Source organism: Variovorax sp. KK3, from assembly GCF_001984055.1.
In the GTDB taxonomy this organism is placed as follows: Bacteria; Pseudomonadota; Gammaproteobacteria; order Burkholderiales; family Burkholderiaceae_C; genus Variovorax.
On sequence record NZ_LYVO01000043.1, the window covers coordinates 16,257 to 29,328 of the forward strand.

General features: G+C 65.1%; 13 protein-coding genes. 11 read left to right on the forward strand and 2 right to left on the reverse strand.

From position 1 onward, the window contains the following. The first annotated feature begins 21 nt into the window (after nucleotides 1-21). From B0W80_RS20100 to B0W80_RS20130, 7 genes are all read left to right on the forward strand, one after another. Complete coding sequence (locus tag B0W80_RS20100) at nucleotides 22-1,458, forward strand: amidohydrolase family protein (protein ID WP_083745515.1); 1,437 nt, start codon at nucleotides 22-24, stop codon at nucleotides 1,456-1,458. 93 nt (nucleotides 1,459-1,551) lie between these two features. Beyond that, on the forward strand, nucleotides 1,552-2,064 hold the full coding sequence (locus tag B0W80_RS20105; RefSeq protein WP_077000932.1) for a nuclear transport factor 2 family protein: 513 nt from the start codon (nucleotides 1,552-1,554) through the stop codon (nucleotides 2,062-2,064). Next, nucleotides 2,061-3,062 carry a tripartite tricarboxylate transporter substrate binding protein gene (locus B0W80_RS20110; protein ID WP_077000933.1) on the forward strand — a complete coding sequence of 334 codons (1,002 nt, stop codon included), beginning with the start codon at nucleotides 2,061-2,063 and terminating at the stop codon, nucleotides 3,060-3,062. Before B0W80_RS20105 ends, B0W80_RS20110 begins: the two co-directional genes overlap by 4 nt. 16 nt (nucleotides 3,063-3,078) lie before the next feature. Further along, nucleotides 3,079-4,737, forward strand: coding sequence for a GMC family oxidoreductase (locus B0W80_RS20115; RefSeq protein ID WP_077000934.1), 1,659 nt, complete (start codon nucleotides 3,079-3,081; stop codon nucleotides 4,735-4,737). Between the two features lie 4 nt (nucleotides 4,738-4,741). Continuing rightward, nucleotides 4,742-6,178, forward strand: a complete 1,437-nt coding sequence (locus B0W80_RS20120) for an amidohydrolase family protein (protein ID WP_077000935.1) — start codon at nucleotides 4,742-4,744, stop codon at nucleotides 6,176-6,178. 18 nt (nucleotides 6,179-6,196) lie between these two features. Further along, on the forward strand, nucleotides 6,197-6,769 hold the full coding sequence (locus B0W80_RS20125) for an NADPH-dependent FMN reductase (RefSeq protein WP_077000936.1): 573 nt from the start codon (nucleotides 6,197-6,199) through the stop codon (nucleotides 6,767-6,769). A gap of 223 nt (nucleotides 6,770-6,992) precedes the next feature. Further along, entirely contained in the window at nucleotides 6,993-7,772 is a 780-nt protein-coding gene (locus B0W80_RS20130; protein WP_077000937.1) for an alpha/beta fold hydrolase, read from the forward strand. Here B0W80_RS20130 and B0W80_RS20135 read toward each other — a convergent pair. Continuing rightward, nucleotides 7,769-8,536, reverse strand: coding sequence for a helix-turn-helix domain-containing protein (locus B0W80_RS20135; RefSeq protein ID WP_077000938.1), 768 nt, complete (start codon nucleotides 8,534-8,536; stop codon nucleotides 7,769-7,771). The two genes, B0W80_RS20130 and B0W80_RS20135, sit on opposite strands and share 4 nt — an antisense overlap. A gap of 198 nt (nucleotides 8,537-8,734) precedes the next feature. On the opposite strand from B0W80_RS20135, the gene B0W80_RS20140 reads away from it, so the two are divergent. Then, nucleotides 8,735-10,333, forward strand: coding sequence for a GMC family oxidoreductase (locus B0W80_RS20140; RefSeq protein ID WP_077000939.1), 1,599 nt, complete (start codon nucleotides 8,735-8,737; stop codon nucleotides 10,331-10,333). A gap of 151 nt (nucleotides 10,334-10,484) precedes the next feature. After that, nucleotides 10,485-10,901, forward strand: coding sequence for a hypothetical protein (locus B0W80_RS35050; RefSeq protein WP_143684701.1), 417 nt, complete (start codon nucleotides 10,485-10,487; stop codon nucleotides 10,899-10,901). Here the strand turns inward: B0W80_RS35050 and B0W80_RS20145 are convergent. Beyond that, nucleotides 10,861-11,763, reverse strand: a complete 903-nt coding sequence (locus B0W80_RS20145) for a LysR substrate-binding domain-containing protein (RefSeq protein WP_077000940.1) — start codon at nucleotides 11,761-11,763, stop codon at nucleotides 10,861-10,863. The genes B0W80_RS35050 and B0W80_RS20145 overlap by 41 nt on opposite strands. Before the next feature lie 141 nt (nucleotides 11,764-11,904). Between B0W80_RS20145 and B0W80_RS20150 the strand changes: the two genes are divergently transcribed. Both B0W80_RS20150 and B0W80_RS20155 read left to right on the forward strand, forming a co-directional pair. Beyond that, a complete protein-coding gene (locus B0W80_RS20150; RefSeq protein WP_077000941.1) occupies nucleotides 11,905-12,234 on the forward strand; it encodes a nuclear transport factor 2 family protein in 330 nt (109 codons plus the stop codon). Further along, entirely contained in the window at nucleotides 12,231-13,010 is a 780-nt protein-coding gene (locus B0W80_RS20155) for an SDR family oxidoreductase (RefSeq protein ID WP_077000942.1), read from the forward strand. Before B0W80_RS20150 ends, B0W80_RS20155 begins: the two co-directional genes overlap by 4 nt. Nucleotides 13,011-13,072: the final 62 nt, after the last annotated feature.

Consider the following 13,072-nt stretch of genomic DNA (forward strand, 5'->3'; position numbering starts at 1 on the left):
TCATCGCATCTTCGAGCCGACGTGAGCGCCCATCGCACCCTGTTCAAAGGCGCCACCATCCTCACGATGGACGGCAGCGGCGCCGACCTGCCGGTGGGCGACCTGCTCGTCGAAGGCGACCGCATCGCCGCCATCGCGCCGGCACTGGCGGTGGACGATGCGGAGCTCGTCGATGCAACGGGCATGGTGATGTGCCCGGGCTTCGTCGACACCCATCGCCATACATGGCAGACCCCGCTGCACGGCGTGCGAACGGACTGGAACCTGCTCGACTACATGACGTACATCCGCGGCATGTACTGCGTCAGCTACTCGCCCGAAGACGCCGAGCTGGCGAACTGGGTCGGCGCGCTCGAAGCGCTCGATTCCGGCATCACGACCCTGGTCGACCACTCGCACCTGCAGCTGTCGGAGGCGCACTCGGACGCACTGGCCGCCGGCTTCCTTCGCTCGGGCATCCGCGGCATCTACTGCTACGGCAGCTATCGCAACCTGGCCTACCAGCCGGGCCAGCCGGCGCAAGACCTGCCCGGCCTGTTGCAGGACGTCAACGGCCCGCTCGACGCGTGGCACCAGCGCAATGCCGCGCGCATCCGCGACACGTACTTCGCCGACGATGCGGCACGGGTGCGTTTCGGCATCGCCACGCGCGAGTTCGAAACGCTGCCAGAATCGGCTTCGATGCTCGAAGAGCTGCGCTGGGCGCGTACCCTGCACCCGGCGCGCATCAGTATCCACGTCGGCATGAGCGCACACGAGCCGCTCAACGTCGTGCGTGCGCTGCACGAGGCCGGCGAGATCGCCCCGGACCTGCTGTTCGTCCATGGCAACCATCTGGCCGATGACGAGCTGCAGATGATCATCGACGGCGGCGCGTCGATCAGTTCCGCCATCGAGATCGAGATGACCTACGGCGCCTGGCCCGTGGTCGATCGCTTCACCGCGATGGGCGGCCAGGCCAGCCTCGGCATCGACGCGACCATCGACTTCGGCGGCGACATGTTCGGGCAGATGCGGGCGCTGCTCAACGTGTGGCGGCTGGAGCGTTCGTTGAAGAACCCACGCAAGATGACGCGCAAGGTCCACCAGAAGAAGGTGCTGGAGATCGCCACTATTCGCGCGGCTGAAGCGATCGGCCTCGGCGCCATCACGGGCAGCCTCGCGGTCGGCAAGAAGGCCGACCTGCTGCTGCTGCGCACCGATGCCGTGGGCCTCGCCCCCATGTGGGACCCGTACGCCGCGATCGTGAGCTACGGGCATTCCAGCCTGGTCGACACGGTGATGGTCGACGGCCGCTTCGTCAAGCGCCATGGCCGGCTGGTCGGCATCGACTGGCCCACGGTTCGCACGTCGCTGGAGCGATCGAAAGACGACATCCGCCGGCGCTTCTCGCTGATTCCGCAGGAGCCCATTCGCGCCCGCTGGGCGCAGGGCTTCCGCATCGACATCACGGACTAGCGAGGCAGGCACACCCTGCACGAAACCTTTTCGCCGGCCCTCGCAACGCGAAGGGCGTGGCGCCTGCTGCCCATCATTTTCATGGAGTCAAGAATGTCCCAGAACGAACTCGCGGCCCTCAGTGCCCGCGTGCAGGCGCTGGAGGACCGCAATGCGATCCTCGACACGCTGATGCAATACGGCCACGCGCTCGACTACGGCGACGTCGAGCGCCTGATGGACTGCTTCACCGAGGATGCCGTGCGCGAGACGCGCCGGCCGGACGGCACCGTCAACCGCTGGCAGGGCGTCGCCGGCACGCGCGAGTTCGCGACCACGCACACCCACGCGCCCGACAAGTACCACAAGCACCTGGTGCTCAACAGCGCGGTCGACCTGCATGGGGACACGGCCGATGTCGTGAGCTACATGTTCCGCTTCGATGCGGACGAAGCCGCCGACGGCGGCAAATCCTTCGTCTGGGGAATGGGCCGCTACGTGGACACGATGCAGCGCGGCCCCGACGGCCGCTGGCGCATCCGCCTGCGCGTGACCTTCATCGAGGACGACTGGCCGGGCCGCTCGCGGCCCGCCACGGGGCTGGTGACGTCGCCGGAGGCCGCATGAACCTTCGATCCAAGGCCGGTGCAAAGCTCGCCGCATTCATGCTGTCGTGCATCGCGTGGGCGCTTCCGCAGGCCCATGCGCAGCAGGCGCCGTTCCCGAGCAAGCCGATCCGCCTGGTGATTCCGTTCCCCGCGGGCGGGCCGACCGACGTTCTCGGCCGTCGCATCGCGCAGTCGCTCGGAGAGTCGATCGGGCAGCCGGTCATCGTCGACAACAAGCCCGGCGCCAGCGGCACCATCGGCAGCGCGGAGGTCGCCCGGTCGGCACCCGACGGCTACACGCTGCTCTTTTCCAACTCCGACGTCTTCATCAACGTCACGGGCGTCGTCAAGAAGATGCCTTACGACCCGATGCACGACTTCGCGCCGGTGTCGCTGCTCGCGCGCTACGGCGTCGCGATGATGGCGCGGCCCGATTTGCGCACCGCCGCGGGCCTGCCCGACGTGCTGAAAGCCATCAAGGACAACCCCGGCAAGATCAGCTACGGCTCATGGGGCCCGGCCACCTATCCGCACCTGATCGGCGAGGCGCTCGGCCAGCGCGCCGGCGCGCCGCTGGTGCACGTGCCCTACCGCGGCGCAGCCCCGGCACTGCAGGACTTGCTGGGCGGCAACATCGACATCGCCTTCCTGGGCACCGCCGTGGCCGCGGGCTATGCACAGAAGGGCCAGGTGAAGCTGTTGGCCGTGACGGGCGAGCGGCGCGACCCGCTCGCCCCCGACGTGCCCACGTTCGCCGAGCAAGGCATGGCAGACCCGCTGGTTCGCATGTCGCCCTGGATTGGCATCGCCGCCCCCGCCAAGACGCCCGATGCCGTCGTGCGAAAGCTGCAGCAGGCCTTGGTCGGCGCACTGGCCACCGCGGAGGTGCGCCGCACGCTGCGCGACCTGAGCATGGAATCCGTCGGCTCCACGCCGGAGGAGTTCGGCACGCAACTGCGCAAGGACTTCCCGCTGATGACCAGCCTGATCCGCGCGGCCGGCGTCGTGCCGGAGTAGGGCGGCGACGCGCGGCATGCAATACGACTTCTTGATCGTGGGCGGCGGCACCGCCGGCGCCGTGGTCGCGGCCCGGCTGTCGCAAGACCCCCAACGCCGCATCCTGCTGGTCGAGGCCGGCGACGACGTGGTGCCGGGCGACGAGCCGGCGGACATCCGCGACCCGTTTCCGACCTCGACGCTCAACCCGGACTACTTCTGGGGCGGCCTTACCGCCAGCGCGACCGATGGCGCCGCGGCAATGCCGTATCCGCAGCCGCGCGTGATGGGCGGAGGATCGAGCATCAACGGCATGTTCGCGCTGCGCGGCATGCCCGCCGACTACGCCCAATGGTCCGACGCGGGCGCTGGCGATTTCTCGTGGGCCACCGTTCTGCCGCGCTTCCGGCAAATCGAGAACGACCGCGATCGACCCGATTCAGCCGGTGGCCTGCACGCCATCACGCGCACGCCGAAGCCGCAATGGCCGGCCTTCGTGCGGGCCATGGAAGAAGCGGCCGGGCGCGCCGGGCTGCCCTTCGTGCCCGACATCAACGAGCAGCCCGGCGACGGCTTCTTCGCCATGCCGAACGCCATCGACGCCGAGGCGCGTGTCGGCACGGCCGGTTGCTACCTGACACGCGAGGTCAGGGCGCGACCGAACCTCGAGATCATGACGAACGCCCACGTGACGCGCCTGCGCACGAACGGTGGTGCCGTCACCGGTGTGGACGCGATCCGGAACGGCGCGACCCTGCGCCTGAACGCCGACCGCGTGATCGTGTGCGGCGGTGCCATCCACTCGCCGGCGCTGCTGCTGCGCTCCGGCATCGGGCCTGCCAACGAACTTGCCGCGCTCGGCATCGACCCCGTGCTCGAACGCCCGGGCGTCGGGCGCAACCTGCAGAACCACCCCTACATGTTCTTCGCGCTCACGCTGCCGCGTGGCAAGCGGGTCGCACAGGACCTGCGGCGCTTTGCATTGGCCGGCATCCGGTCGTCGTCGGGCATGGCCGGCTGTCCGCCGAGCGACCTGTTCAACTTCGTCATCGGCCGCGTGAGCGGCGAGTCCTTCGGGCCCGACTTCGCGTTGGTGGGCAGCGCGCTGTACGCGCCGAAGTCGCGCGGATCGGTGCGTCTCGGCAGCGCCGACCCACTGCGCAGCCCCCGCATCGACTTCCGCTTCATGTCGGACACTGCAGACGCGCCACGCATGGTCGCGGCCGCGCGACTGGCCGAGCGCCTGCTTCGCGATGCAGGCGTCGCCGCGCAGTACCACGAGGCGTTCTTGCTCCCCGGTGCGCTCGCGGTCAAGCAATTCAACCGCCCCGGGCTCGCCGGCAAGATGCTGGCGCTGGCGGCCGAGGCCGCTGCCAGTTCACCGGCCCTGCTGCGCCGCCAGATCTTCGGCCGCGCCTTCAAGAGCGGCGCGCCTGCCGCGCATCGCGGCGGCGGGCGCGCGATCTCGGACGCGCAGATCCTGTCGTCCATCAGCCCCATGGGGCACCCGGTCGGCACCTGCGCGATGGGCCGGGCCGACGATGCCATGGCGGTCGTCGACCCGGCGTTTCGCGTGCATGGCATCGACAACCTGTTCGTGGCCGACGCATCGGTGATGCCCGTCATCCCGAGTGCCAACACCAACCTGCCCACGCTCATGCTGGCCGAGATGGCAGCCGAGCGCATCGGGGCCTGACGCCATGGCATCCTCTCCTCGTCGCGTGGTGATCTCCGGCGCCACGGTCGTCACGATGGACGACGCGCTCGGCGTCGTCGACGATGCGCGATTGGTCGTCGAAGGCGACCGCATCGTCTCGCTGTCGAGCGAAGCCAACGCTGCGCCCATGCCTGCGCATGCCGCCGATGAAGTGGTCGACGCTCGGGGCTTCATCGTCATGCCGGGCTTCACCAACGCGCACATGCACACCTGGCAGACGGCATTGCGCGGCATCGCCAGCAACTGGACCCTGCTCGAGTACTTCCGCTGGATGCATGCCGGCCTGGCGACCCGCTTCACGCCGGCCGACGTCTACATCGCCACGCTCGCCGGCGCCCTCAACCAGCTGAACTGCGGCACCACGACGCTCGTCGACTGGTGCCACAACAACCCCACGCCCGAACACACCGATGCCGCGGTCGATGCCCTGGAGCGCAGCGGCATCCGCGCGTCTTTCTTCCACGGCAGCCCCAAGCCCGATGCCAAGCCCGGCGAGCTTCCTTTCTGGGAAGTGCACCACCCGCGCAAGGAAGTGGAGCGCCTGCTGGCGCAGCCGCGGTTCGGAAGCGAGAAGCTGCTGAGCCTGGGCATGGCGGTGCTCGGCCCCCACTATTCGATGCTCGATGTCGCGCTTGCAGATTTCAGGCTCGCGCGCGAGTTGAAGCTCACCGCCTCGATGCACCAGGGCGGCGGCGCGGCCCGGGCGCCGGGCGGCTGGTCAGTGCTTGAACGCGAGGGCCTGCTGGGCCCGCACATCAACATCGTGCACGGCAACGACCTCGACGACGCGCAGCTCGATCGCTTCGTCGGCGCAGGCGTCAGCTTCTCGATCACGCCCGAGAACGAAATGACCCAGGGCCACGGCCATCCCATCATCGGCCGCCTGCGCCGCCGCGGCGTGGCCGCATCGATCGGCATCGACCTGGAGTCCGGCCTCTCGGGCGAAATGTTCACGGCCGCGCGCATGGCGCTGGTCCATCAGCGATCTTTGGACAACGAAGCCTTTCGCCGGGCGGCAGTGGATTCATCGCCGGTCATCCCGCCGACATCCACCATCGCGACCATCGAAGCCCTGCGCTGGGTTACCGTCGAAGGCGCCCGCATGCTGGGCCAGCTCGACCGCATCGGCACCCTCACGCCGGGCAAGCAAGCCGACCTGCTGCTCATCGACGCCAGGCTGCCGAACATGCAGCCGCTGCACGACCCCATCAACGCGGCCCTGATGCAGACGAGCCTGGCCAACATCGACTCGGTGATGGTGGCAGGCCAGTGGCGCAAGCGCGGCGGCCGGCTCGTCGACCAGCGCCAGACTGCCATCGACCCCGAAACCTGGCTCGCGCCTTTGCGCGAATCGGGGCGACGCCTGAGCGCAGCGGCCGGATGGCGCCCCCAGCATCAGGGTAATCTGCACGAACACTGAAACCAGGAAACGCAATCCATGAACCCACTCGACATCGTCGGCATCTGCGGCAGCTTGCGCGCCGCCTCCATCAACCGCATGGCGCTGAAGCTCGCCGGAGAGGTCATGCCCGAGGGCATGCACCTGGACCCGGTGGACCTACGCGACATCCCCATCTTCGACGGCGACGTGCTGGCCAAGGGCTTCCCCGCCTCCGTCGTGGCGCTACGCGAACGCATCCGCCGCGCCGACGGCGTGCTCATCGCGACGCCGGAATACAACTTCTCGATTCCGGGCATGCTGAAGAACGCCCTCGACTGGGTGAGCCGCGGTGAGGATCAGCCCTTCGCGCTGAAGCCGGTGGCGATTCTTTCCGCATCGCCGGGGCCGCTGGGCGGGGCGAGGGTGCAGTACGACTTGCGCAAGGTGATGCTGTTCATGAATGCGCAGGTGTTGGCGAAGCCGGAGGTTTTTATTGGGGGGGCGGCAGCGAAGTTCGGCGTTGGTGGGGAATGCACCGACGAGACCACGCGGAAGTTTGCGCGGGATCAGATGGCGTCGTTCCATAAGTGGATTCAGGCCGTGAAGCGGATGACGACAGACGCAGGTTGAGCCTCGGGTTCCGGCTGGCGGCTTCGTCGCTGCAACGCCGCGGCGGGGCTGCACGGCGAGTAACGAACATTTATTGCGGTAGATCGCACGTTGGAGCAACTTGGCGCCGCGGATTTCCAGTTTGATCGATCGATGAGTCGGTTAGCGGTGATTCTTCGCAACCCTATTAATCGCGTTATTTTTTAGCATTTCGCCTGTCCATCAACCACACAGGAATCACGAAATGAACGCCCAGATTCGCAAGCTCGTCATGGCCGCGGCGGCAACCGTCAGCATCGTCGGCCCCGGCGTCGGCGCTCACGCGCAGCCAACGCAACCGAAAAACGTCGTGCTCGTGCATGGCGCCTTCGCCGATGGTTCAGGCTGGCGCGGCGTCTATGGCGAGCTGACGGGCCGAGGGTATCGAGTCACCGTCGTTCAGAACCCGCTGACCTCGTTGGCCGACGACGTGGCAGCGACCAAGAGGGCGCTTGCCCGCCAGGACGGTCCCACGATCCTCGTGGGTCATTCATGGGGCGGAACCGTGATCACCGAAGCAGGTGTCGACCCGAAGGTCGTCGGTCTTGTGTACGTCTCTGCGTTGTCGCCTGACGCGGGCGAGACCACGAGCGAGCAATACACAGGTTTCTCGGCGCCCGATTTCGTCATCGACACGCAGGCTGACGGCTTCGGCTTCGTCAACAGGGACAAATTCAAGATCGGATTCGCCGGAGATGCAAGCGATGCCGACGTCGCATTCATGCGGGACTCGCAGGTGCCGATCAACCTGTCGGTCTTCGCGACCAAGCTCAGTCAGGCAGCTTGGCGAACCAAGCCGAGTTGGGCTGTCATTGCGACCGAAGACAAAGCCTTCGACGTCCGGATGTTGCACAAGATGGCCAAGCGCATCGGTGCCACGATCACGGAGGTCAAGGCGAGCCATGCGATCTTCATGACGCAGCCCAAGGCAGTCGCCGACGTGATCGACCGCGCAGCGCAGCAAGTCGGGCGCAAGCAGCCCTAGGACTTGGCTGTCAGGCCTTTGAGCTTCACTTCATCGGAGGCGATCGCGGCGAGTTCGAGGAGGGTGCGTCTTTGGTTCTTGTCCAGTTGGCGTGGGCGGAAGTCGATCACGCAGATCGACCCGAGTGCGAAGCCGTCCGGGTCGTAAACCGGCGCACCGGCATAGAACCGGAAGTACGGTGCGTCCGCCACGGCAGGGTTCTTCGCAAAGCTCGGATGCTCCTGGAGATCATGAACTTCGAAGATCCCTGTCTGAAGGACCGTGTGATTGCAGAAGGCCCAACTGCGGGGTGTCTGCATCATGTCCAGGCCTTGGCGCGATTTGAACCACTGCAGTTCGGGGGTCAGCACCGTCATCAGGGAGATGGGGGCCTTCAATCCTCGAGCCGCGAGCCAGGTGACCCGATCGAACTGAACCTCCGCAGGCGAGTCCACGAGGCCGGAGCGCAGGACCGCCTGGAGCCGGCTCCCTTCGTTCGGCGCGGTGGGAAAGTCGCCGGCCAAGGCCGAAACCAAGGCAGAGGCGTGCTGCGGATCGTCGGGCGATAGCTTGGCCATTCGCGCAGGCGTCTCGGGCGTCACGCGCCGCGGGTTCGCCTTGGCTTGTTCCATGAGCGCCTCGACGTCTGCGCGGTGAACGCGGCGGTGCCCGCCAGGCGTTTTCCACGAAGGCAAGCCCCCGCCTTCGATCAGCAGCTGAGCGGTCCGGACGGAGATGCCGAGCAGCTTCGCAGTTTCCGTTGTGGTGAGGACGCCGTCTTTCATCGATTGAACTTCTCTGGTTTTGCGCCCGAGCGCAGACCAGCGACTTTACGTGCAGTGAATGCGGCCTTCATACCCGGAGGCCATAGTCAGATATTCATACAAAATTGATAGATTTGATGAATTCAAGGATACTTGCTCCGGCCTCTGCGAATCACGACGCAGAAGCTTCCTGACTTAAACGACACCGAAAAGACGACCATGAACCCAGACTTTCGCGACCGCTCACCATCCACACCCTCCACACACTCCGGAGGCATTCCCGATGCCCACTTCGACTTCATCGTCTGTGGTGCCGGAGCTTCCGGCTCCGTGGTGGCGGGCCGCCTGGCAGAAAACCCCGACGTGCAGGTTCTGCTCATCGAGGCAGGCGGCGACGACGATCACCCGCACATCCAGCAGCCCTCCGACTGGCATCTGAATCTCGGCAGCGAGCGTGATTGGAATTTTTCGGGTGCTGCCAACCCGCACGTGAACGACAGGCAGATTCCGTTGAACATGGGCCGCGCATTGGGCGGCGGGTCCAGTGTCAACGTCATGCTGTGGGCCCGCGGTCACAAGAACGATTGGGAAGACTTCGCCATGGAGGCGGGTGACCCGGCATGGAACTATGCGTCCGTCCTCGAGATTTATCGCCGAGTGGAAGACTATCGCGGCACGCCCGATTCGGCGCGTCGCGGCATTGGCGGCCCTGTTCACGTCGCCCCCGCTCGCGACGCACAGCCCATCGCGGGAGCGATGATCTCGGCCGCCGAGAAGTTGGGCATCCCGCGCTTCGACAATCCGAACGGCGCGATGATGGAAGGCCGCGGTGGTGCCGCGTTGAACGATCTCATCGTCAAGGATGGTCGACGGAACTCCATCTACCGTGCCTACGTGCACCCTCGACGCCATCAGCCCAACTTGACCGTTCTGACGGACACACTTGTCAGTCGTCTGGTGTTTCAAGGCAAACAGTGCATCGGCGTGGAGGTCTTGCGCAACGGTGAATCGATGCGCTTTTGTGCCCACAGCGAAGTCGTGCTTTCGCTCGGTGCCGTGAACACGCCCAAGGTGCTGATGCAGTCAGGCGTGGGGCCCGAAGACGAACTCAGACGCCATGGCATACCGTTGGTCCAGCATCTGCCGGGCGTCGGTGCCAATCACCAGGATCATGTCTCGTTCGCCGTGATCTTCGAGTACGCATCGCCACAGGCCGTGGGCTATGGCGGCTCGGAGGCCACGCTGTACTGGAGCAGCCAGAGCGCATTGCGCCTTCCAGACATGTTTCACTGCCAGGTCGAGTTTCCGGTGCCCAGCGCCGAGAACGCCACCCTCGGCGTGCCTGCGCACGGTTGGACCATGTTCGCGGGCCTGGCCCATCCTCAAAGCCGTGGTCGGATCACGCTTTCCGGCCCCAAGGTCACGGATGCGCCCATCATTCAAGCCAACACGCTGTCGCATCCGGAAGATCTGCGAAGCGCCATCGAGAACATTCGCTTTGTTCAGGAGCTCGGCGCGCAGGCTTCGTTCAAGGGCCTGGTCAAAGGCGAGAGTCTTCCCGGGAAACTGGATGCACGGGGACTTGAAAACTACGCGCGCAATGCAGCGGTGACCTACTGGCATCAGTCCTGCACGGCGAAGATGGGTCGGGACTCCATGTCCGTCGTCGATGGCGGTCTCAAGGTCTACGGCCTGGAGGGCCTTCGCATCGCCGACGCGTCCATCATGCCGCACGTGACCAGTGGCAACACGATGGCGCCGTGTGTCGTCATCGGCGAACGCGCGGTCGAGTCGATTCGCGCCAGCCATGGCATTTGAGCGGCTGCTTGCAGCCGGATGTTGAACCGATCGGTTCAAGGATCGCTGCGCTCGCGGCGATGCCCATCACAGCACAAGGCCAGACTGCTCTTGGGTGGCCTTTGCTTTTTCCCAGCCCTTTAATTCACTTCAACTTAGGAACCATTCAGAAATGAACACCAAGCAACTCTTGAACGCCGCTCTTCTCGGCGCATTGGGCTTCTCGACGAGCGCCATGGCCGAAACCTACGAGGGCGTGCTGACGGTTCGATCCGACCGTCCACGTGCGCAAGCATTCGAGGAAGCGCGGCAAGCAGCGCGCAACCCGGTCGCGGGCGAGGCCTCCTTCGCCGAAAACGTCTTCGTTCCCCGCGGGACACTGGCACGCGACGATGTGCGCCGCGCCGCTGTGTCCAACGCTCGCGCAGGCAACCTGCACGGTGACTATGCCGGCGCCGGTGTGCTGAGCTTGCAGGGGGCGTCGGCAGCAGGACAGGCACAGGGCAAGCAGGCGCGCGACGTCACTCGCGCAGATCACCCAGACTCGTCTAGCCAAGTCCTTGAACGAACTCGCGCGCGACTTGAATGAATGCACGGAATGCGGCCGGCGGGTTCTTTCTGCCAGGGTAGTACAGCGCCAGTGAAGCCAAGGGTGGCGTCCAATCCTCGAGGACGCGCACCAGCCGACCGGCGGCGAGATCTTCGCGCACGTCCGCTTCCATGATGTAGCCCAACCCGATCCCACTTTTGGCGGCAATTCGCACAAGGCTCGGCTCATCAAGCGTGATGGACCCCTGGACGTCGATCTGGACCGCGTTTCCATCCTTCTCAAACCGCCAACGAAACAAGGCGTTGTTGGGAAGACGTGCCCGGATACAGCGAAACCGGTAGAGATCGCTCGGCGTGCTTGGCTTGCCGTGAAGTCGCAAGAATTCCGGCGATGCGACGACGGCATTGCTGCGATGAAGGCCAAGCGACATGGACACCATGTCGCTTGGCACCAGATCCGCCGGCCTCAAACCCAAGTCGAAGCCGGCCGCAACGATGTCGACAAGCCGCCCCTCCGTGACCAGGTCTACATGCACTTGGGGATAGCGCTTGAGGAACATCAGGATCATCGGTGCCATCACTTCCCGAGCTGCTGACGCAAACGCATTGATGCGCACTGTGCCGGTCGGAGTCTCCTGAAGCGATTGAGCAGCCAGCATGGCATCGTGGATGTCGGCCATTGCCGGACCCACCCGCTCCACAAACGCCTTTCCTGCATCGGTGAGCGAGACGCTTCGCGTCGTGCGGTTGAACAGGCGAATCCCGAGGCGCTGCTCGAGCTTCGCGATGGCATTGCTCAGCGCCGTCGTGGAAATGCCAAGTTCCAGTGCCGCCGCACGAAAAGTGCCTTGGCGGGCAATGCTGAGGACGGCATCCAGATCGGCAAAAACAGATCTCGTCATTGTCCCGATTTTCGAAATAGCTCATCCTATTTCGTCCCGATTGTCGTGGCAATCGTTCGGTCCTAAATTCCTTCCGTCGGCTCCATTGAGAGCCAACGCACAGCAAACAACGCTGTTTTTGTTCACAACCCGGAGAACTCGATGACTGTCAGATTGCCCAAGGGCATCGAAGCCTATTTCACTGCCGACCGCGACGGCGGCCCCGATGCGGTTGCTGCAGCTTTCACCGAAAGCGGCGTCGTGAGAGATGAAGGAAAGACCCATGAAGGCCGCGACGCCATTCGCAAATGGAAGGCGGGGACCACGCAGAAATACACCTACACGATGGAGCCTTTCCTGGTCACCACTGAAGACGGGAAGACCCAGGTGACGTGCCACGTTGTCGGAGACTTTCCAGGCAGCCCGGTCGATTTGCGTTTTTTCTTCGTTCTTGAGAACGAGAAGATTGCCCAGTTGGAGGTGACCGTATGACGCCATTTCTCACATTGCAAGGGCGGCGCGCGCTGATCACTGGAGGGACTCTGGGTGCCGGCGCCGCAACCGTGGCGCTCTTCCAGGAACTGGGTGCACGTGTGCTGACGACGGCACGTACCAAGCCGGCAGACTTCAAAGGTGACGCATTCGTCGAAGCCGATCTGACCACCGACAAGGGAGTTCAAGCTGTTGTTGAAGCGGTGCATCGGCAGCTGGGCGGCCTTGATGTTCTCGTCAATGTCCTGGGCGGCTCCTCCGCCCCATCGGGCGGCTTTGCGGCGCTGAATGACGCCGAATGGGACAAGGAGTTCGGCCTGAATTTCTTCCCAGCAGTCAGGCTGGATCGAGCGCTGATCCCTGGCATGGTCGCTCAGGGCAGCGGCGTCGTCATCCACGTCACGTCGATCCAGAACCGCCTGCCGCTTCCGGAGGCGACGACGGCCTACGCTTCGGCCAAGGCGGCTCTCAACACGTACAGCAAGAGCATCTCCAAAGAAGTTTCTCCCAAGGGAGTCCGGGTTGTGCGGGTGTCGCCCGGCTGGATTGCAAGCCCGAATTCCAATGGGCTGGCCGTGCGAATTGCCGAGGAAGCCGGCATTGAATACGACGAGGCGGTGCAAGTCATCATGAAGTCGCTCGGCGGCATACCGCTGGGGCGACCAGCCGCGCCGACTGAAGTTGCCGACCTGATTGCCTTTCTTGCCTCGGATCGGGCGAGCTCCATCACCGGTACCGAGCATGTGATCGACGGCGGCACTGTTCCGACGACCTGACACGCCCCGCGGTCCTCCGCATTTCGCGGCCACTCACGATGCGCGATGCCGAGGGGCCTGCC

Coding starts and splice junctions, on each gene's coding strand:
- B0W80_RS20105 (WP_077000932.1), top strand. CDS start 1,552: ATGTCCCAGAACGAACTCGCGGCCCTCAGTGCCCGCGTGCAGGCGCTG.
- B0W80_RS20110 (WP_077000933.1), top strand. CDS start 2,061: ATGAACCTTCGATCCAAGGCCGGTGCAAAGCTCGCCGCATTCATGCTG.
- B0W80_RS20115 (WP_077000934.1), top strand. CDS start 3,079: ATGCAATACGACTTCTTGATCGTGGGCGGCGGCACCGCCGGCGCCGTG.
- B0W80_RS20120 (WP_077000935.1), top strand. CDS start 4,742: ATGGCATCCTCTCCTCGTCGCGTGGTGATCTCCGGCGCCACGGTCGTC.
- B0W80_RS20125 (WP_077000936.1), top strand. CDS start 6,197: ATGAACCCACTCGACATCGTCGGCATCTGCGGCAGCTTGCGCGCCGCC.
- B0W80_RS20130 (WP_077000937.1), top strand. CDS start 6,993: ATGAACGCCCAGATTCGCAAGCTCGTCATGGCCGCGGCGGCAACCGTC.
- B0W80_RS20135 (WP_077000938.1), bottom strand. CDS start 8,536: ATGAAAGACGGCGTCCTCACCACAACGGAAACTGCGAAGCTGCTCGGC.
- B0W80_RS20140 (WP_077000939.1), top strand. CDS start 8,735: ATGAACCCAGACTTTCGCGACCGCTCACCATCCACACCCTCCACACAC.
- B0W80_RS35050 (WP_143684701.1), top strand. CDS start 10,485: ATGAACACCAAGCAACTCTTGAACGCCGCTCTTCTCGGCGCATTGGGC.
- B0W80_RS20145 (WP_077000940.1), bottom strand. CDS start 11,763: ATGACGAGATCTGTTTTTGCCGATCTGGATGCCGTCCTCAGCATTGCC.
- B0W80_RS20150 (WP_077000941.1), top strand. CDS start 11,905: ATGACTGTCAGATTGCCCAAGGGCATCGAAGCCTATTTCACTGCCGAC.
- B0W80_RS20155 (WP_077000942.1), top strand. CDS start 12,231: ATGACGCCATTTCTCACATTGCAAGGGCGGCGCGCGCTGATCACTGGA.